At 71.3% G+C, this 19,102-nt stretch carries 15 protein-coding genes; 12 read left to right on the plus strand and 3 right to left on the minus strand.

Translation table 11 applies throughout. From position 1 onward, the window contains the following. Positions 1-370: 370 nt before the first annotated feature. From ACIBMZ_RS22885 to ACIBMZ_RS22930, 10 genes are all read left to right on the plus strand, one after another. A complete protein-coding gene (locus tag ACIBMZ_RS22885) occupies positions 371-631 on the plus strand; it encodes a hypothetical protein (RefSeq protein ID WP_396696938.1) in 261 nt (86 codons plus the stop codon). 509 nt (positions 632-1,140) lie between these two features. Then, positions 1,141-2,787, plus strand: a complete 1,647-nt coding sequence (locus tag ACIBMZ_RS22890) for an ABC transporter substrate-binding protein (RefSeq protein WP_396696940.1) — start codon at positions 1,141-1,143, stop codon at positions 2,785-2,787. 1 nt (position 2,788) lies between these two features. Next, a complete protein-coding gene (locus ACIBMZ_RS22895; protein ID WP_396696942.1) occupies positions 2,789-3,724 on the plus strand; it encodes an ABC transporter permease in 936 nt (311 codons plus the stop codon). A 3-nt stretch (positions 3,725-3,727) separates the two neighbouring features. Further along, positions 3,728-4,618 carry an ABC transporter permease gene (locus ACIBMZ_RS22900; RefSeq protein ID WP_396696944.1) on the plus strand — a complete coding sequence of 297 codons (891 nt, stop codon included), beginning with the start codon at positions 3,728-3,730 and terminating at the stop codon, positions 4,616-4,618. Continuing rightward, positions 4,618-6,261 (plus strand): dipeptide ABC transporter ATP-binding protein, encoded by a 1,644-nt coding sequence (locus tag ACIBMZ_RS22905; protein ID WP_396696946.1) that lies wholly within the window; start codon positions 4,618-4,620, stop codon positions 6,259-6,261. Before ACIBMZ_RS22900 ends, ACIBMZ_RS22905 begins: the two co-directional genes overlap by 1 nt. Beyond that, positions 6,258-7,466, plus strand: a complete 1,209-nt coding sequence (locus tag ACIBMZ_RS22910) for an LLM class flavin-dependent oxidoreductase (RefSeq protein ID WP_396696948.1) — start codon at positions 6,258-6,260, stop codon at positions 7,464-7,466. Before ACIBMZ_RS22905 ends, ACIBMZ_RS22910 begins: the two co-directional genes overlap by 4 nt. 15 nt (positions 7,467-7,481) lie before the next feature. After that, positions 7,482-8,837 carry an NtaA/DmoA family FMN-dependent monooxygenase gene (locus ACIBMZ_RS22915; protein WP_396696950.1) on the plus strand — a complete coding sequence of 452 codons (1,356 nt, stop codon included), beginning with the start codon at positions 7,482-7,484 and terminating at the stop codon, positions 8,835-8,837. Positions 8,838-8,839: 2 nt separating this feature from the next. Next, complete coding sequence (locus ACIBMZ_RS22920) at positions 8,840-9,316, plus strand: GNAT family N-acetyltransferase (protein WP_396697224.1); 477 nt, start codon at positions 8,840-8,842, stop codon at positions 9,314-9,316. Positions 9,317-9,344: 28 nt separating this feature from the next. Then, a complete protein-coding gene (locus ACIBMZ_RS22925; protein WP_396696952.1) occupies positions 9,345-10,412 on the plus strand; it encodes an LLM class flavin-dependent oxidoreductase in 1,068 nt (355 codons plus the stop codon). Between the two features lie 19 nt (positions 10,413-10,431). Continuing rightward, positions 10,432-11,559, plus strand: a complete 1,128-nt coding sequence (locus ACIBMZ_RS22930) for an LLM class flavin-dependent oxidoreductase (protein WP_396696954.1) — start codon at positions 10,432-10,434, stop codon at positions 11,557-11,559. A 323-nt stretch (positions 11,560-11,882) separates the two neighbouring features. On the opposite strand, the gene ACIBMZ_RS22935 is transcribed toward ACIBMZ_RS22930, so the two are convergent. Together ACIBMZ_RS22935 and ACIBMZ_RS22940 are read right to left on the minus strand one after the other, a co-directional pair. After that, on the minus strand, positions 11,883-12,323 hold the full coding sequence (locus ACIBMZ_RS22935; RefSeq protein WP_396696956.1) for a flavin reductase family protein: 441 nt from the start codon (positions 12,321-12,323) through the stop codon (positions 11,883-11,885). Between the two features lie 50 nt (positions 12,324-12,373). Next, positions 12,374-13,552 (minus strand): phospholipase, encoded by a 1,179-nt coding sequence (locus tag ACIBMZ_RS22940; RefSeq protein WP_396696958.1) that lies wholly within the window; start codon positions 13,550-13,552, stop codon positions 12,374-12,376. 109 nt (positions 13,553-13,661) lie between these two features. On the opposite strand from ACIBMZ_RS22940, the gene ACIBMZ_RS22945 reads away from it, so the two are divergent. Then, positions 13,662-16,643: an AfsR/SARP family transcriptional regulator gene (locus ACIBMZ_RS22945; RefSeq protein WP_396696960.1), complete on the plus strand. Its 2,982-nt coding sequence runs from the start codon at positions 13,662-13,664 to the stop codon at positions 16,641-16,643. Between the two features lie 462 nt (positions 16,644-17,105). Continuing rightward, the gene (locus tag ACIBMZ_RS22950; protein ID WP_396696962.1) at positions 17,106-17,663 is read left to right on the plus strand and encodes a hypothetical protein; all 558 of its coding nucleotides are present in this window, start codon (positions 17,106-17,108) and stop codon (positions 17,661-17,663) included. 74 nt (positions 17,664-17,737) lie between these two features. Here ACIBMZ_RS22950 and ACIBMZ_RS22955 read toward each other — a convergent pair whose 3' ends face one another. Beyond that, entirely contained in the window at positions 17,738-19,102 is a 1,365-nt protein-coding gene (locus ACIBMZ_RS22955; protein WP_396696964.1) for an FAD-dependent oxidoreductase, read from the minus strand.

The raw sequence follows: 19,102 nt of genomic DNA on the forward strand, positions 1-19,102 counted from the left end.
CCCTGCGGCCAGTTCATCGAACATGCCGTCAACCCCTGAACCACCACGGCTCCACGGGCTGTCCGTCCGCCATCCCGAATGGGCCGCTCACCGCCACTCATGGAAGGCCGCTACGAGGACGGTGGCCTCATAGCGGCCCGCGATCTTGTCGTATCTCGTGGCCACAGCCTGACGACAGTGGGCTGCCGGCGCTGCGCGGGGTGTGCACCGGCGGCCGGGCTCGGCGGTGGTGCTGCTCACGGGTTCGAACGACGTGGCCGTCGGGGTGGCGGCCGTCGCCGCAGGTGCGCAGGACTACCTGTTCAAGGGCCGTATCGATGGTGCCCTCCTGGGGCGGACGGTGTAGTACGCGATCCAACGTCAACACGCGGTGATCGCGGCGCGCCAGCTACGGGAGAGCCGGAATCAGGCGCGCGAGAACGTCCGCCTGCAGCGTGGCCTGCCACCTGCACCGTTGATCACCGGCCCTGCGCTGAGGGTGCTCAGCAGGTATGTGCCCGGGCGGGGGCGGTCGCTGCTCGGCGGTGACTTCTTCGACGTCGTGCAGGACGAGGACGGGACGATCCACGCGGTCATCGGTGATGGCTGTGGTAACGGCCCGGACGAGGCCGCGATCGGGGACGGCGTGTGACTGGGATGGCGGACCCTGACGATGGCCGGCATCGACACGACGTCTCGGATGCGGCTGCTCGATGTGGACTGCGCGGGCGACCGGTGACGTGCCCGGCGGGTCGATCCCCGCCCGGTACGAGTCCCGGTCGACCCACCGGACAGGATCCCTTCAAACCCTATAGCCTTAGTAGGGATTGCGTCAATGAATCGATGGCTTTGCGTGCGATAGCCGACATCCCTCAGCCGATTCGTTGACACTGCGGGGCGGGAGAGGTGGACTCGGCGCATGTCCAGCGGGCTGCGGCTGACGATCCGCGGCCACATCGACTTCGGTCGGGTGTGGTCGAGTTCCTGTCTGGCCTGACCGGCACCCGGCCACCCGGCCTGCCGTAGCGGTAAGCCGGGGTGGGGCTCACTGCCGAGCCGACCGCCGAGCCATCAGCACCGACACCGCGACCGACCCACGCCACCCGCGCCGGGCCGGGTGTCGGCGTACCCGCACCGCCTGCCTGGACGGGAGACACCGCCATGCCCGCCGACCGTCTGCGAACTCTCGCCACCCTGGCGCTCGCCCCGCTGCTCGCCGTCGCCGCCGGCTGCTCCACCAGCACCACGCCGGCCGCCGACGCCGCCGGTCAGCCGCGCTTCGGCGGCAGCCTCACCTGGGCAGTGGAGACCGAGCCGATCACCCTCAACCCGCACCAGTACGCCCAAGCCAAGGCGCGCCTGCTGGTCTGGAACACCTTCGAGTCCCTGCTCACCTACGACAAGCAGGGCAAACTGGCGCCGTGGCTGGCCACCGGCTGGCAGGTCGCCCCGGACGGGCTGTCGTACACCCTGACACTGCGCGACGACGTCACCTTCTCCGACGGCACACCCCTGGACGCGACGGCTGTGCAGGCGAACATCGACAAACTGCGCGAACCTGGGTACGCCCCCGCCGTCGCCGCCGTGCAACTGCGTAACCTCAAGGCCGTCGAGGTCGTCGACCCGCGCACCGTACGACTCACCCTCACCGCACCCGACGTGCTCATCCTCGACTTCCTCGCTTCCCCACAGGGTGCCCAGGTCTCCCCGAAGTCGTTGCGCGAGGCGAAGAACCTCAAGGCCGGCGGCGTCGACGTGGTCGGCACCGGACCGTTCGTGCTGGACCGTTACGTCGCCGGACAGGAGCTGCACTACCGGCGCAACCCCGCCTACGACTGGGCGCCGCCCACCGCGACCCACACGGGCCCGGCCTACCTCGACGAGGTCACCTACCGCTTCCTGAAGGAGTCGGCGGTGCGCGTCGGCGCCCTCACGTCGGGCCAGGTGCAGGTCATAGAGGGGGTGCCCGCGACCGACCAGCCGTTGGTCACCGGCAACCGGGCGCTGCGCCTGAGCCGGGAGCTCAACTCCGGCTCCGCCTACTCCTACTACTTCAACACCTCCCATCCACCCTTCGACGACCTGCGGGTCCGCCAGGCGTTCCGCGAGGCCGTCGATGTCGACACCGTGCTGCGCTCGGTCTACCGGGACACCGCTACCCGCGCCTGGAGTGTGATCAGCCCGTCCAGCCCGCTCTACGACAAGCGACTCGACGGCAACGAGTACAGCGGCGACGCCACCAGGGCGAACAGCCTGCTCGACCAGGCCGGCTGGACCGCCCGCGACGCCGACGGCTATCGAGTGAAGGGCGGCAAGAGACTCACCCTGCGGCTCGTGCAGTCGGCGCCCTTCGTCCGAGACCGACGCGACGTGCTGGCTCAGGCCGTGCAGGCGGCCGTCAAGCAGAGCGCCGGCATCGACCTGAAGGTGTCGCTCGTCGACCAGGGCACCGCCACCGACGCCATCCAGCGCAACGAGTACGAGGTCTTCGACAACTCGCGGGCCGACACCGACGCCGGTGCGGCGCTGAACCTGCTGCTGCACTCGAAGGGCGGCATCAACCGCACCCAGATCAACGACCCCCGGATCGACCAACTCCTGGAGGCCGGTCAGGCCACGGTGGACCCGACCAAGCGGGCAGGCATCTACGCCGACCTGCAACAACGGGTCGTCGTCGAGCAGGCCCTGCTACTGCCGCTGTACGCGCCGGCCGACCAGATCGCCGCCAGCACCCGAGTCGGCGGGGTGCGCTTCGAACCCACCGCCGGAGTGCCCGCGAGCGCGTACGACCTGTGGATCAGCGAGTGACATGAGCAGACCAACCGTGCGTGCCGTAGCCCGTCGACTCGGCGCCGGCCTGGTCGTCCTGTGGGTCGCCGCCACCGCCGCCTACCTGGCGCTGCTCGCCGCCCCCGGTGACACCGTGGACAACATCGTCGGCGACGGCGCGGACACCCCACAGATCCGCGCCGCCATCATCGCCGAGTGGGGCCTGGACCGGCCGGCCGTCCTGCAGTACCTCGACTACCTCGGGCGCTTGGGCGGCGGGGATCTCGGCCGTTCGTACCTCCTGCAACGTCCCGTCAGCGAGGTGATCGGGGAACAGATCGCCCCCACCCTGCGGCTCGCGGTCGCCGCCGCCGGGCTCGGTGTGCTGCTCGCCCTGGTCATCGCGGTCGCGACCGCCGGGAACCGGCGACCGTGGCTGCGCCGTCTCAGTTCGGGCACCGAGTTGCTGCTGGTATCCACCCCCTCGTTCCTGATCGGGCTTCTGCTGCTCAGTGTGTTGTCGTTCCGGTTCGGCCTCTTCCCCGTCTCGGGCGACCGGGGCATCGCCGCGCTGGTGCTCCCCGCCGTCACCCTCGCGCTGCCCGTCGCCGGGCTGCTCGCACAGGTGCTGCGCGACGGCATCGACAAGGCCCTCGACGAGCCGTTCGTGCTCACCGCCCGATCCCGAGGCGTACGGGAACGAACGGTGTTGGCGCGCCACGCGTTGCGGCACGCCCTCCTGCCAGCGGTCAGCCTGGCCGGCTGGATCTTCGGCATCGTCGTCAGCGGCGCCGTCATCGTCGAGCAGGTCTTCGGCCGCCCCGGCCTCGGCCAGGTCACCCTCTCCGCGGTCACCACCCGGGACATGCCGGTGGTGCTGGCCGTGGTCACCCTCTCCGCCGCCGGCTACGTCGTGGTCAACACCACCGCCGACCTGGCGTATCTCCTGGTCGACCCTCGTCTGCGAAGGAGCTGACCGATGACCGTCACCCTTGGCCCCCCGATCACCGACGCGCCCGCCCGGATCCTCGTCGACCCCACCGGGCCCGTCGTACGCCGACGGTCCCGGCCGGGACCTGGCTTGCTCGCCGCCGGGGCGTACCTCATCCTTCTGGTCGGCGCGGCGGCCTGGCCGGCGGTGCTGGCCCCCGCCGACCCGCTCGCCGCCGACCCGCTCGCGGTGCTGACTCCGCCCGGGGCCGGACACTGGTTCGGCACCGACCACCTCGGCCGGGACGTGTTGACCCGGGTGGCGCACGGCGCCGGTCACTCGCTCACCATCGGTGTCGCCGCCACCGCGATCGCGGTGACCGGTGGTGTACTGCTCGGCCTGCTCGCCGGCCTCACGCACCGGGTCGCCGACGAGGCGCTCAGCCGGACGTTCGACGCGCTGTCGGCGTTTCCCATGCTGTTGCTGGCCCTGCTGTTCATCGCCATCGCCGGCCCCGGCACCACCAGTCTGATCGTGGCCATCGGTATCGCCACGCTGCCGCACCACGCCCGGGTGGTCCGTGGTCAGACGCTCGTCGTGCGCCGCTCCGGCTACGTCGAACAAGCTGTCACCTTCGGGCAGTCCCGACTTCGGGTGGTGCTGCGGCACGTGCTGCCCAACGTCGTCGGTCCGGTGCCGGTACTCGCCGTGATCGGGCTCGGTGAGGCGATCCTGGCCGCCGCCGGCCTCAGTTTCCTCGGCATGGGTCCGCAGCCACCCTCGCCGGAGTGGGGGGCGATGCTCTCCGAGGGACGCAACTACCTCCAGGTGGCCTGGTGGATCAGCATCCTGCCCGGCCTGGCTGTCACCGCCACCGTGGTCTCGCTGACCGTGCTCGGCCGGCACTGGCAGGCCCGCTTCGACGGACGGCGCCGCTGATGGCGCCGCTGGTCACGGTCGAGGACCTGCACGTCGACTTCGAGGCGCCGACCGGTCGGGTCGCCGCAGTGCGCGGGATCAGCTTCACCGTCGAGCGTGGCGAGTGCGTGGCCGTGGTCGGGGAGTCCGGCTCCGGCAAGAGCGTCACCGCCCGTACCCTGGTCGGTCTTGCCGGCCAGGACGCACGGGTGCGCGCCGCACGGCTGGATGTGGCGGGCGAGGACGTGCGTGCGTACCGCCCACGGGACTGGCGGCGGGTCCGGGGCCGCATCGCCGGGCTGGTCCTGCAGGACGCGCTGGTCTCCCTCGATCCGCTGCGGTCGGTGGGTGCCGAGGTCGGTGAGGTGCTCACCTCACACGGCATCGTCAGCCGCCGGGAGCGGGCCGGTCGGGTCGCCCACCTGCTCGACCTGGTCCACCTGCCGGAGCCGGAGCGCCGGGCCCGGCAGTACCCGCACCAGCTCTCCGGCGGGCTGCGGCAGCGTGCGTTGATCGCCTCGGCGATCGCCGGAGAACCGGCGCTGCTCATCGCGGACGAACCGACCACCGCGCTGGACGTCACCGTGCAGGCGCAGATCCTGCGGCTGCTCGCCGAGCGGCGGGCCAGCGGTGTGGGCCTGCTGCTGATCAGCCACGACCTGGCGGTGGTTGCCCAGGTCGCCGACCGGGTCCTGGTCATGCGCGACGGCCGCATCGTCGAGCGGGGGCACACCGGCCGCCTGCTGCGGGCCCCGGAGCATCCGTACACCCGGCAGTTGCTGGCCGCCGTGCCGTCGGCGTCGTCGCGGGGTCGCCGGCTCGCCGCGCCGCCCCCGGCCGCGGGTGTCCGGGCGGCCCTGCCCGTCCGCGACGAGGTCCGCCCGGACGACCGGGTACTCGACGCGCGTGGCCTGACCAAGAGGTACGGCGAGCACACCGTCGTCGACGACGTCTCCTTCTCCGTGGCACGTGGCGAGACGCTCGGGCTGGTGGGGGAGTCGGGCTCCGGCAAGAGCACGGTGGCGCGGATCGTCGCCGGTCTACTCAATCCCGACGCCGGCACCGTCACCTTCGAGGGCACGCCGTGGTCCGCCACCCGTGAACGGACCCGTCGCCCGATGCGCCGCCGACTGCAACTGATCTCGCAGGACCCGCTGAGCTCCTTCGATCCCCGCTACACCGTGGGCCAGGTGATCGGCGAGAACGTCGATCGGGACGTCGCCCGGCGGGACCGGCCTGCTCGCGTCGTCGACCTGCTTCGCCGGGTCGGCCTCGGCCCGGATCTGCTGGACCGGCACCCGCGACAGCTCTCCGGCGGGCAACGGCAACGGGTCGCCATCGCCCGCGCGATCGCCCCGCGACCGAGTCTGATCGTCTGCGACGAGCCGGTCTCCGCTCTCGACGTATCCGTCCAGGCGCAGGTCCTCGACCTGCTGGCCGAGCTACGCGCCGCCGACGGCACCGCGCTGCTGTTCATCTCCCACGACCTGGGCGTGGTGCACCACCTCAGCGACCGGGTCCTGGTGATGAACGACGGCACGGTGGTCGAGCAGGGGCCGGTCGGCGACGTCTTCACGTACCCCCGGCACGACTACACCCGATCCCTGCTCGACGCGCTGCCCACGCTCGTCGTCGCCGGCCCACCGCAGGAGGAACGTTCATGACCGAGAAGACCCTGCACCTGGCAGTCGCCCTCGACGGCCTCGGCTGGCACCCGGCGGCCTGGCGGCTGTCCCGCGCCGGCGCGGCGGCGCCGCTGACCGCCCGCTACTGGGCCGCCCTCGCCGGCGAGGCCGAACGCGCGGCCCTGGACCTGCTCACCTTCGAGGACAGTCTGGACCTTCAGTCGACGCTTCCGGACGGCCCCGACGGCCGGGTCGACCTGCTCCGCGGACGCCTCGACGCGGTGCAGATCGCGGCCCGGTTGGCCCCGCTGACCCGGCACATCGGGCTGGTGCCGACCACCAGCACCACCCACACCGAGCCGTTCCACCTCGCCACGGCGGTGGCCACGCTCGACCACGTGAGCGGCGGTCGGGCGGGCTGGCGGCCCCGGGTCTCCGCCCGGCGCGCCGAGGCCGATCACTTCGGCCGCCGGGAGATCCCCGCGCTGGATCCGGCACGGCTCGACGATCCGGAGGTCGTCCGGCTCGTCGGTGACCTCTTCGCGGAGGCCGGCGACGCGGTGGAGGTGGTCCGCCGGCTGTGGGACAGCTGGCAGGACGACGCCGAGATCCGGGACGTCGCCAGCGGGCGCTTCGTCGACCGGGACCGGCTGCACTACATCGACTTCGTCGGCCGATGGTTCTCGGTCAAGGGTCCCTCCATCGTGCCTCGCTCCCCGCAGGGCCAGCCGGTGGTGGCTGCGCTGGCCCACTCGTCGGTGCCGTACACCTTCGCCGCACGGCACGCCGACGTCGTCTTCGTCACCCCGACCGGCGCCGCGCACGCCGCCGCGATCGTCGCCGAGATCCGGGCCGCCGAGGCGACCGTCGGTCGGACCGACCCGCCGCTGCGAGTGCTCGCCGACCTGGGGGTCCTGCTCGACGAATCGCCGACCCCGGCCCGTCGGCGCCGCGCCCGCCTCGACGATCTGCACGGCGGCGAGTCCAACTCGGACGCGGCCACCTTCACCGGGACGGCGGCCGATCTGGCCGACCTGCTGGCCGAATGGCACCGCGCGGGCGTCGACGGCTTCCGGTTGCGACCCGCCGTGCTGCCCCACGACCTGACCCTCATCACCCGCGCGTTGGTTCCGGCGCTGCGGAGTCGGGGTCTGTTCCGCGTCGGCTATCCCGGTGGAACGCTGCGTGACCTGCTCGGCCTGCCCCGACCGGCCAGCCGGTACGCCGCCGCGGCGACCGCCTGAACCCTGGAGACCGTCATGCCCAAGCAGATCATCCTGGCGGCACACTTCCCCGGCGTGAACAACACGACCGTGTGGAGCGACCCAGACTCTGGCAGCCAGATCGACTTCTCCTCGTTCGTGCACCTGGCCCACACCGCCGAGCGCGGCAAGTTCGACTTCTTCTTCCTGGCCGAAGGGCTGCGCCTGCGCGAGCAGCGCGGCCGCATCCACGACCTCGACGTGGTGGGCCGTCCGGACACGTTGACCCTGCTGGCCGCCCTCGCGAGCGTCACCAGCCATCTCGGGCTGGCCGGCACCCTCAACACCACCTTCCGCGAGCCGTACGAGTTGGCCCGCCAGTTGGCCACCCTCGACCACCTCTCCGGCGGTCGCGCCGCCTGGAACGTCGTGACCACGTCCGACGCGTTCACCGGGGAGAACTTCCGCCGGGGCGGCTACCTCGACCGCTCCCTGCGGTACGAGCGGGCCGCCGAGTTCGTCCGCACCGCCCGCGAGTTGTGGGAGTCCTGGCCGGCGGAGGCGATCGTGGGGAACCGCGACGGCGGACGGTACGTGACGGACGCGGGCCCGGGCGCGTTCGCCCACCACGGCGACCAGTTCGACATCGCCGGGCACTTCACCGTGCCGCGCAGCCCGCAGGTACACCCGGTGATCCTGCAGGCCGGCGACTCGCCCGACGGACGCGAGTTCGCCGCGTCCAGCGCCGACGCGATCTTCTCCCGGCACGGCACTTTCGAGGACGGCCAGGAGTTCTACCGCGACGTCAAGTCCCGGCTCGCCCGACACGGCCGCCACCCGGATGACCTGAAGATCATCCCCGGTGTCACCTTCGTGCTCGGCGACACCGACGCCGAGGCACAGGAACGCGCCCATCACATCCGTCGCCAGCAAGTCAGCCCGCAGACCGCGATCCTGCTGCTGGAACAACTGTGGAACCGGGACCTGTCCGCCTACGACCCAGACGGCCCGTTGCCCGCCGAGGACCCGGACGTCACTACCGACGCGATCAGCCGGGGCCGGACCGACATGTACCCGGATCCGGTCGGCACCGCCCGTCGGTGGCGCGCCCTGGCCGAGGAGAAGGGCCTCGGGATCCGTGACCTGATCATCGAGGTGACCGGCCGGCAGTCGTTCGTCGGGACGCCGCAGCAGGTCGCCGACCGGATGGACCACTTCGTCCAGTCCGACGCCGCCGACGGCTTCATCCTGGTGCCACACCTGACCCCCGGCGGTCTCGACGAGTTCGTCGACCGGGTCGTCCCGCTGCTGCAGGAGCGCGGGGTCTTCCGCACCGAGTACACGGGTACCACCCTGCGCGACCATCTCGGTCTCGGCCCCGCCTGCCCGGTCGGCCACGTCGGTGCGGCGTGAGCATGCCCGTCACGGTCTGCCGCCGGCGCTGGGACGATCCGGACGCCGTCGCCCTACGGGCGGCAATGACCACCGAGCTGCGCCACCGTTACGCCGACCGGCCCGCCGACCCGATCCACCTGCCTACCGCCCAGGTGCTCGTCGCGACCTCGGTGGCCTGGACCGGGGTGGCGTACACCGTCGGGGCCACGCCGGTCGGGCACGCCGCCATGCGGTGGCACGGTCCCGACCTGGAGCTCAAGCGGATGTACGTACCACCGGCCTACCGTGGGCACGGCATCGCCGGAATCCTGCTCGACGCGGCCCGAAAGGCCGCCGGCCAGCTCGGCGCGGTACGGATCGTGCTACAGACCGGCGACCGCCAAGCCAACGCGATCCGCCGGTACGAGCAGGCGGGTTACCGGCCGATACCGGTCTTCGCCCCCTACGACACGCTGCCGTACTCGCGCTGCTTCGCCCTGGCGGTACGCCGCCCATGACCCCTGCGCCGGAAGTGACGGTCTCCGCATGAAGTTCCTGCTGATCACGCTGATCGCCCACCTACCCGACCCGGTCACCGGTCGACGGCGCAGCACCAGCGAGCGGTTCCGGGAGGTGGTCGACACGGCGGTGCTCGCCGAGGAACTCGGCTTCGACGGATACGGCGTCGGCGAGCGGCACGAGCGGCCGTTCATCTCCTCCTCGCCCCCGGTGGTGCTGAGCCACATCGCGGCCCGCACGTCCACCATCCGCCTCTTCACCGCCGTCACCACCCTCAGCCTGCTCGACCCGGTCCGCGCGTACGAGGACTACGCCACCCTCGACCACCTCGCCGGTGGGCGGCTCGAACTGATCATCGGCAAGGGCAACGGTGCCGCGCAGGCCCAACTGTTCCACGTCACCGCCGATGACCAGTGGGACCGCAACCGGGAGGGCTACGAGCTGTTCCGCCGCCTGTGGCGCGAGGACCGGGTCACCTGGACGGGAAAGTACCGGCCGTCGCTGAACGAGGCCGAAACCTGGCCCCGCCCGCTGCAGCAACCGATCCGGGTCTGGCACGGCAGCGCCACCAGCCGGGAGTCGGTCGACCTGGCCGCCCGCTACGGCGACCCACTCTTCTCCGCGAACGTCACCAACCCCATCGAGCCATACGCCGAGCTCATCCGCCACTATCGGGACCGCTGGGCGCACTACGGACACGACCCTGCCGCCGCCCTCGTCGGCGCCGGCTCGGCCGGCTTCCACGTGACGCGCACGTCGCAGGAGGCGATCGAGCGCTACCGACCGATCTTCGACGCCCGGGTCGCCGCGTTCGCGCGGCTCGGCGTTCCCACCGTCTTTCCCACCCTGGAGGACGCCATCGAACGCAGCTCCATCCTGGTGGGCAGTCCACAGCAGATCACCGAGAAGGTGCTGCGCTACCACGAGCAGTTCGGCCACGAGGTCATGCACCTCCAAGCCGACCACGACGGGCTGACCGACAGGCAGCACCGCGAGAGCCTGGAGCTGTTCCAGGCCGAGGTGGCGCCGGTGCTGCGTCGCGAAATCCCCAGTCGCCCCTTCACCCCGGCGGTGACCGCCGCAGCCACGGTCTGAGCAGAAACGGGATCCCACCATGCCATCGACGCCACTGTCCGTCCTCGACCTGTCGCCGGTGCCCGCCGGAGGCAGCGTCGCCGACGCCCTGCGCAACACCGTCGACCTGGCCCGCCGGGTCGAACAGTCCGGTTACCACCGCTACTGGCTGGCCGAGCACCACCTCGCCGCAGGCGTCGCCAGCTCGGCCCCGGCGGTGCTCATCGGACAGGTCGCCGCCGCCACCAGCGTGCTGCGCGTCGGCTGCGGCGCCGTCCAGGTCGGTCACCGCACCGCCCTCTCGGTGGTCGAGGAGTTCGGCACCCTCGCCGCGCTGTACCCCGGGCGGATCGACCTCGGGCTGGGCCGTTCCGGACAATGGCGCGTCGAGGCGGCGCGGGCACTCACCGCTCCCACGACCGCTCCGCCCGTCGAGGCCCGGGTCGTCGACGGACTGCTGATCCCGCGGCCGTTCTCCTACGCCAGCGTGCTCGCCTCACCGCGCTTCGCGCTGGCCAGCGCGCTGCTGCACCAACCGGGCGCGCAGCCGCCGGCCTTCGCCGACCAGTTGGCCGACATCCTCGCTCTCCTGCGCGGCGACTACACCGACGAGAACGGGCTGGACGCCCACGCCGTACCGGGGGAGGGCACCGACCTCTCGGTGTGGCTGCTCGGCAGCAGCGGCGGCGAGAGCGCCCAACTCGCGGGCGCGCTCGGGCTGCCGTTCGCCGCGAACTACCACGTCAGCCCCGCCTCGGTGCTCGACGCGGTGGCCGCCTACCGGGCCGCGTTCCGGCCCTCGACCGTGCTGGCTGCGCCATACCTGGTGGTCTCCGCCGACGTGGTCGTCGCCGAGACCGACGAGGCGGCCCGCCGACTCGCCGCACCGTACGGGCCCTGGGTGCGCAGTATCCGCAGCGGCGACGGCGCGATCCCGTTCCCCCGTCCGGAGCAGGCCGCCGCGCTGCCGTGGACCGACGAAGACCGCGGGCTCGTCGCCGACCGGGTGGATACCCAGTTCGTCGGATCACCCGGAACGGTCGTCGAGCGGCTGCGCGTCCTGCGTGACGTCACCGCCGCCGACGAACTGCTGATCACCACGATCACCCATGCGCACGGCGACCGGGTCAGCTCGTACGAACTGCTCGCAAAGCAGTGGCGGGACTGACGTGTCACCAGGGGGCGCACCAGCGGTCGGTGGCGATAGCGACCGCTGACTGACCGTTCTGCTGTTGCCGCAGCGCACCAGGGGCTGGTCTACGTGAAGGTCACCAGCACCGGACCTCAGCGGCGACCCATCTCTTCCGGGCGGAACGCCATGCCCTCCACAGAAGCGTCCACATTTCCTCAGAAGAACCTCACGACTCCGTTGACGTTTCGCGTAGGGCGGCGTAGCTCCCCATGTGACAGAGCAGGGGGGCGCCTGGGCGGTGGCTGCCGGCCAGTGGCTCTGCGAGCACGATGGCGTGGTCCCCGCGAGTACGCGTTCGGTCACCCGGCACAGGGACCAGGCGACCGGCTCGCGCAGCAGCGGCACTCCGTATGGGCCGTACCGCCATTGGGGGAGGCGGCGAATCGGTCGATGCCGCTGGTGGCGAAGGTTCGTGCCGAATCCTGTTGGTTCTCGGCGAGTAGATGCACCGCCACGTGCTGCGCGACGGCGACGGTCGGCCAGCTCGATGACGACCGGGCCAGGCAATCCGCGAGCGTCGTCAGTTCGCGGATTCGGCGGGAGAGATGTTCGCGGAGCCGGTCGACCAGTTGGGCAGCAACGCGGTTCTCGTAGGAGTCCAGGTGCTCCCGGTAGCGCATGGAGGCCAGCCGGAGCGGATGGATCTGGCCGTGCTCATCGCCCGCCCAGCCCTCAGTGTGCGTGGCCAGCCTGGTGAGCCCGCCGGGAGGAACCCGACGGGCCAGGCTCGCCCGCGCCACCACTATCGATCATGAAAAGGCCGTGGGCTCCGACGTGAGAGGTCGGCCGGTCAGGTCAACGCGGTCACGTCGGATACGCCGTCCGGCAGGAGCTTCGCGGCCTCGCCGATCTGCTCGGGCGTGACCTCCTGGCGCCCGAAAATGAGAACCGCCTCGTAGTAGACCCAGGCCAGGGCATAGCATGCCGGCTGCACCGCCTCGGGGTAGTTGGCGCACACCCGTCGTAGGTCTTCATAGAAGGCGAGGTCCAACCGCTCCTTGTGCTCCGCGAACAGATTGATCGCCTTGTAGTTGCGGTAACCGAAGTCATGTCGGGCGCAGGCCGACTCGAACGTGAAGCCGAGCGGGTTGTCCGGCGCTCCCGTGCAGAGATCGTTGGACCAGTCGAACTCGTACGCCGCGTAGGTCGCCGGATAGAAACGCCCGATGTTCCAGGCGTCGTAGCTCGCGGAATCGGTCGAGGTCAGGCGCCTTAGCACGTCCAGCCGATCCCTCGGCATGCCGGTGGAGAAGACGCCGGACCCGACCGAGACAGAGACGGTGTCGGTGCCGAGGCCGTAGCAGGGGCTCAGGTAGCGCATGCCCGGCGGAAGCGCAAAGCAGCCGGCCCAGTAGCCCCCGTAGACCTGCAACGCCAGGTTGAACCCGATTTCCATGTCGAAGCCGCCGTTGTAGTAGCGGCCGTCGATGATTACCGCGCCGTGGCTGTAGCCGTAGTAGCCGTTGACGAACGAGAAGACCGGTGCCGCCGCGACAACCTGCCCGTTGTACGGCGAACCGGACGACCGCTCGATCAGGTACGCCTGCCCGGCGCCTGCGAGATAGAAGTTGCAGACGATCTCCGCCAGGTACTCGATCCGTACCCGCATGCCGCTCGTAGTGGCCCACGCACTGATGTAGGGCGTGCAGTTCAGGTTCTGCTGCTGCGCCCCGTCGACCATCCGCGGTGCCTTGCCGGCGGCCGGGGAGCCGCCCGCTGGCGGACTCAGCGTGATCACGGGACCCTTCGTGACGTCGGCCGCCGATTGTGGGCCCGCGGGTCGCCGGGCGGGGCTCGGCTTCTGCGTGGCGATGCCGGGTGCCGCGGTGACCACCTGATCGGGGAGGCTGGGAGCGTCCGTCGTCGGCGCGGCGTGTGCCGGGAGCGCGTTTCCCAGCATGCCGCCAAGCACGAGCGTGATGGCCGCCGTCAATGCCGAAACCCTGCTGATGGTGCTTCTCGATCTCATTACCACTCCGTCCGGTCGACTGGTGTGGGCAGCTTCTCAGGAACGGCTGGACGAAATCTGGTCTCATCTGGATATGCCAGGCTTGAATCCGGCGACGTGCCCCAGAACAATGAAGAACCTCGATTGTTCTCGAGGAGGCGGCCGGTTGCTCGTTATCCAGGTCCTCGGTCCCATTCGATGCTGGCGTCACGGCGACGAGGTCAGGATCGGTCCGCCTGCCCGACGCGCCGTGCTCAGCCTGCTCGTGCTCGCCGGCGGACGGCCGGTGTCAGGTGCCCGCATCGCCGATGTGCTCTGGGGCGAGCACGTGCCGCGCAGCGCGGCCAATGTGATCCAGACCCATGTCAAGCATCTGCGCCGGCTACTCGAACCCGACCGTCGTGCCTACGCGCATAGTGGAATGCTGCCGTCGGTGGGGGCCGGGTACGCGCTACGTCTGCCGGACGGCACCGTCGACCTCGACCGGTTCCGCAGCCTGCTCCACGTCGCGACAGAAGCCGATCACCGCGAACAGCCGCAGGAGGTCGCGGCCCGCCTCGCCGCCGCGCTTGACCTGTGGCACGGCGAGCCGTTCGCCGACGTGCCCGCGCTGGCCGGGCATCCGACGGTCCGTGCCCTGCTCGACGAACGTCGCGCGGCGGTGGCCCGCTACACCGACCTGATGTGTGCACCGGACTCCGCCGGACGGACCCTCCCGTTGCTACGCGAGGAGGCGGCGGCGCACCCGCTGGACGAGGCGATGCACGCCCGGCTGATCCGGGCGTACCACGCTCTCGGCCGGCGTGCCGACGCGCTCGCGGCCTACGACGTCGTCCGCCGGCACCTCGCCGACGAACTCGGTGTCGGTCCCGGACCTGACCTCGTCGCGGCCTACCTGCGGGTACTCGACAAGGCGCCCACACCGGCGGTCGACCCGCCAGCCGGCGGCCCCACCGCCGCGCCACCGGTCAACCAGCTCCCGGCCGAGGTCGCCGGCTTCACCGGGCGGGTGACCGAACTGGCCACGCTGGACGGCTGGATCACAGACGGCCGCGGCGGGGACGGCTCGATCACGGACGGCCGGGTCTCGGACGGCGGTGCGGTGCGGATCGGCGTCGTCTGCGGCACCGCCGGCGTCGGCAAGACGGCGCTGGCCCTGCGCTGGGCGCACCGCACCCGCCACCGGCACCCCGACGGGCAGCTCCACCTGGACCTACGCGGCTTCGACCCGCACCGTCCGGTCCCGGTCGGCACCGCGCTCGGGCACCTGCTGGAGTCCCTCGGCGTCCCGGTCGCCGAGATCCCCGACGACCTCGACCGCCGGGCCGCCCGGTATCGGGCCGAGACCGCTGGCCGAAGCCTGCTGATCTTCCTCGACAACGCCGCCTCCGTCGACCAGGTCCGGCCATTGATCCCGGGAACGGGTGCCACCACGGTCCTCGTCACCAGCCGCGACAGCCTCGCCGGCCTGGTGGCCCTGTACGGCGCGCACCGTCTCGTGCTGGACCTGCTGCCCGAGCCGGACGCGGTGACGCTGCTGCGTTCGCTCGTCGGCGCACGCGTCAACCAGGAGCCGGAGGCCGCCGCCGCGCTCGCCCGACAGTGCGCCCGCCTCCCGCTGGCCCTGCGGGTCGCGGCCGAGCTGGCGGCGTTCCGGCCGGAGGAAACCCTGGCGGCCTTGGTCGATGAACTCGCCGACCGGCGGCTGCGGTCGCTGGATCCGGGCGGGGACCTGCGGTCGACCGTGCGGGTGGTCTTCTCGTGGTCCTATCTGCAGCTCCCGCCGCAGGCGGCCCGGCTGTTCCGCCGCCTCGGGCTGCATCCCGGCCCCTCGTTCGCCGCCGACACCGCCGCCGCGATGGCCGACGCGCCCCTCACCGATACCGTACGGCATCTGGAACTGCTGGCCCGCAAACATCTCTTACGCGCCGACCGGCCGGGACGGTACGGCATGCACGGCCTGCTGCGTGCGTACGCCGGCGAGCTGGCCGCCGCCAACGAGGCCGGTGCCGCGCTGGACCGGCTGCACACCCACCTCCTCGCGACCGCCGCGGCGGCGATGGACCGGCTGCACCCGGCGGACCGCGCCCACCGCCCCGCCGTGACCCGCGCAGCGGGCTTCACCGACGACGCCGCCGCCCGGAACTGGCTGGACGCGGAACTGTCCGGCCTCGTCGCGACCGCCGCTGCCGCGCTGGAACACGGCCGACCCCACTACCCGGCCGACCTCGCCGCCACGCTCTACCGCCACCTGGAGGGCGGCCGGTACACCGACGCCGAAGCACTGCACGGCCACGCGCTTGAGGCGGCCCGGCACAGCGGCGACCCGGTGCGGCACGGCCGCGCGCTGACCGACATCGGTGCCGTGCACCGTCTGCGCGGTCGCTACGAGCTCGCCGAGACGCACCTGGCCGAGGCGGTCGCAATCCTGAACCGGTGCGGCGACGCGCTCGGCGTCGCCCGGGCACTGTCCAACCTCGGCATCGTGCATGAACGCCTCGGCCGCGACGCCGACGCCCTCCAGCGGGCCGCGCTCGCCGCCTACCGCCAGGCGGGTGACCGGTACGGCGAGGCGTCCGTGCTGGTCAACCTGGGTAACGCCGACAACCGCCCGGGTCACCTGGGTGAGGCGTACGACGAATTGTCCAGGGCCGCCGTGCTGTTCCGGGAGGTCGGCGCCACGGTCGGCGAGGCGATGGCCCGAACGAACCTCGGTGACGTCTGCGCCAGCCTCGAGCGGCACGACGAGGCGGCCGGGCACCTGGCGGCGGCACACGAGATTTTCCGGGCGACCGGGCACGTCTACGGCGAGGCCGTGGCGCTGAGCAACCTGGGCCGGGTGCGGGGCATCCGTGGTGACCACGCCCGCGCGGTCGATGATCTGACGGAGTCGATCCGCATCCTGAATTCGATCGGGCACGCCTACGGGGAGGCGAGCGCGCTCAACAATCTCGGCGACGTGCTGGCGGCAATGGGCCGCACCGCCGACGCCGTGGCCCGGTACGCTGCCGCGTTGTCGATCGTCACCGCGACCGGGGACCGGGACGAGCAGGATCGCGCACACGACGGCATCGCCCGCGCACAGCGGCAGACGGCACGCGCCGCGAGGTAGACGGGGACCCCTCGGTCAACCGGCTCTGCGGAGGCATGCCTCGTCGTCGCGACAGTCAGCCTGAGGCGGTGGGCCGAATCGCACCGATCGAGGGCACGGCTGAGAGGTGTGGCCGTTGCGACGATCCGTGACCCGGGAGGATGGCACACGGGTCGTGGTCGCGTCCGGAGTCGGTGGGGCGGCGACACCATTCTGACGGTGGAGCCCTGCCTGCTCGACGACATCGCAGACGTGGATACTCAGGAAGACCCGTGACAACGCCCGGGAAGGAATCAGTATCCCGCGCGGCACCAGAGTCGTCGATGCTGGCGATGGCCGCATGCACAATGCTCGGTCACGGACCGCTCATCGCAAAGTCCCCCACCTCAATCGACACTTCGCGGCTGTCACAAAGGCTGCCGGCCACGCCGAGGAAACCCTGTTTCCCGCGCCGACCGTCACCGTAGCGGCTTGAATACCGGTATGCAGGTCAACAAGGACGGGCGGCAGTGGCGGATCGGCACCGCCGCCGACGTGGAGTGGATCGCCGGTCACACCACTGCCGGCATCTCGATCACCACCGCAATCCCCCCGATCTTCGCCGCCTACTCCACCACCCACCAGCCCGACGGCGTCACCGTCGCCGCCTATGAACACGCCCTGGTCCAGGACCTCACCGCACAGACCCCCGGCCAGCACTGGTGGCTGGCCTATCTCGACACCGGACCCCACGACATCGTCTTCCCCCACGCCCCCAGGGTGTCGCTCTACTGGAACTGGTCCTACGTGCTGGTCGAGGCCGGACCCGAGCAGGCCCTCACCTGGCGGACCGGTCACATGCGCCACGGTGACGGATCACTACCCGACCTGTTCTTCCCCGCCGATCGGTCATGGCTGGTCTCCGCACTCTGGGACGACACCTGGACCTGCGTCGGTGGCCCGGAACCGCTGCTCAACACCCTCCCACAGAATCCTCTGGCCAACGCCCGCCAGGTCCGACCCGACGAAGACGCGCTACCGCCGGGACTCACCCGCGAGTGACACCCCACACCTGCGTTACCCTGGCGCGTGATCGTCCCGTCGACTCATGCATCGGGCGGACAACTCATGCCTGATCAACGGGCTCCGATCACTGCGCGCTGGCGGAGCACCGCTTGGAGTTGTGCGACGTCGAGGTGGCGGGGGTTCGTGCGGTGCCGGACGGCCAGGGCCGCCGCCGTGCCGGCTGCTTCGCCGGTGGTGAAGCAGGTGGCGGTGATCCTGGCCGAGCCGTTGGCCTCGTGGGTGCTCGACACGCATCGGCCGGCGGCGAGGAGATTGTCGTGGTCGTGGCCGACGAGGATTCCGTACGGGATGTCGTAGGCGGCGGTCAGGCCGTCGGTGTGGGAGAGCCCTGGCGAGTTGCTGTCGTGCACGTCGATGGGGAAGGCTCCCTGCCCGATGCTGTCGGGACTGCGGCGACCGCCTTTGACGTCCTCCTCGCGCAGGGTGGTGAGTCCCTTGATCCGCCGCGATTCCCGCACTCCCACCCGGTCTGATACGTCGACCAGGTATGCGTCGGACCCGCCGGGTACGTATCGACGAAACCAGTCCACCGTCTGCATGACCTGTTCGGCGAGCGTCAGGTAGGCGTCGCCGAGACGACTGCCGGCGGGGTCGATCGGAGTGCGGGTCAGGTTGAGTACCGCCTCGGCACGCCTCGGCCAGCCGGCCAGGTGGAGTTCGGTGCGCCGCCAGGAGAGCCGTCCCTCGCGGTGGCCCTGGTCGAGCAGGCGGCCGAAGCCCCAGAGGTTCACGTGTTCGTCGCTGGGCGTGCCGATGTGGCTATCGGGACGGAAGTCGTCGGCGTTGTCCCGCGCGTACGTCAGCAGCGGCGCGTACTGGACGCCGCCGAGCTTGAGCAGTAGGGACGCCGGCTGGGTGGAGCTGATGCGGTCGGTCTGGAAGCTCGCCCCGGCGAGTGCGAAGACGACGGCGTCGCCGGAGCAGTCCACGACCACCTCCGGACGGATCAGGGCGCGCCCGAGGCCGGCTGACTCCACCACGACCCCGGTGACCTGTTTACCGTGCTCGCCCTGCGCGGTCTGCGCGGCGACGACGACCGTGTTGAGCAGGAGCCGGACTCCGGCTCGGCGCAACAGGATGGCCTCGCACATGGACAGTTCGGCGTGGTTGACCGGGGTGCGGGTGGCGGTGTACTTGACGTCGTCGGGGATGTGGCCGGGTGAGCCGCCGTACTCCTGGAGCAGGGCGATGATCCGCTGGCCGATGCCGCCGGTGACCTGGTTACCGGCGGCGTCGTGGAAACCGGCGCTGTGCTCCAACAGTTGGCGTGCCAGGGTGCCTCCGACGTGGCCGGTGGCCTCGACCAGCAGGGTGTCGGCGCCGGTCTCGGCAGCGGCGATCGCGGCGGCGGTGCCGGCCGAGCCGGCACCGACCACGAGGACCTGAGGGGTGAGGACGTGATTCTCGGGTGACAC

Source organism: Micromonospora sp. NPDC049900, assembly GCF_044461025.1.
Taxonomy (GTDB): domain Bacteria; phylum Actinomycetota; class Actinomycetes; order Mycobacteriales; family Micromonosporaceae; genus Micromonospora.

Bases quoted from the DNA above. Each gene is read 5' to 3' on its own strand.
- ACIBMZ_RS22890 (WP_396696940.1), top strand. From the start codon at position 1,141: ATGCCCGCCGACCGTCTGCGAACTCTCGCCACCCTGGCGCTCGCCCCG.
- ACIBMZ_RS22895 (WP_396696942.1), top strand. From the start codon at position 2,789: ATGAGCAGACCAACCGTGCGTGCCGTAGCCCGTCGACTCGGCGCCGGC.
- ACIBMZ_RS22900 (WP_396696944.1), top strand. From the start codon at position 3,728: ATGACCGTCACCCTTGGCCCCCCGATCACCGACGCGCCCGCCCGGATC.
- ACIBMZ_RS22905 (WP_396696946.1), top strand. From the start codon at position 4,618: ATGGCGCCGCTGGTCACGGTCGAGGACCTGCACGTCGACTTCGAGGCG.
- ACIBMZ_RS22910 (WP_396696948.1), top strand. From the start codon at position 6,258: ATGACCGAGAAGACCCTGCACCTGGCAGTCGCCCTCGACGGCCTCGGC.
- ACIBMZ_RS22915 (WP_396696950.1), top strand. From the start codon at position 7,482: ATGCCCAAGCAGATCATCCTGGCGGCACACTTCCCCGGCGTGAACAAC.
- ACIBMZ_RS22920 (WP_396697224.1), top strand. From the start codon at position 8,840: ATGCCCGTCACGGTCTGCCGCCGGCGCTGGGACGATCCGGACGCCGTC.
- ACIBMZ_RS22925 (WP_396696952.1), top strand. From the start codon at position 9,345: ATGAAGTTCCTGCTGATCACGCTGATCGCCCACCTACCCGACCCGGTC.
- ACIBMZ_RS22930 (WP_396696954.1), top strand. From the start codon at position 10,432: ATGCCATCGACGCCACTGTCCGTCCTCGACCTGTCGCCGGTGCCCGCC.
- ACIBMZ_RS22940 (WP_396696958.1), bottom strand. From the start codon at position 13,552: ATGAGATCGAGAAGCACCATCAGCAGGGTTTCGGCATTGACGGCGGCC.
- ACIBMZ_RS22945 (WP_396696960.1), top strand. From the start codon at position 13,662: ATGAAGAACCTCGATTGTTCTCGAGGAGGCGGCCGGTTGCTCGTTATC.
- ACIBMZ_RS22950 (WP_396696962.1), top strand. From the start codon at position 17,106: ATGCAGGTCAACAAGGACGGGCGGCAGTGGCGGATCGGCACCGCCGCC.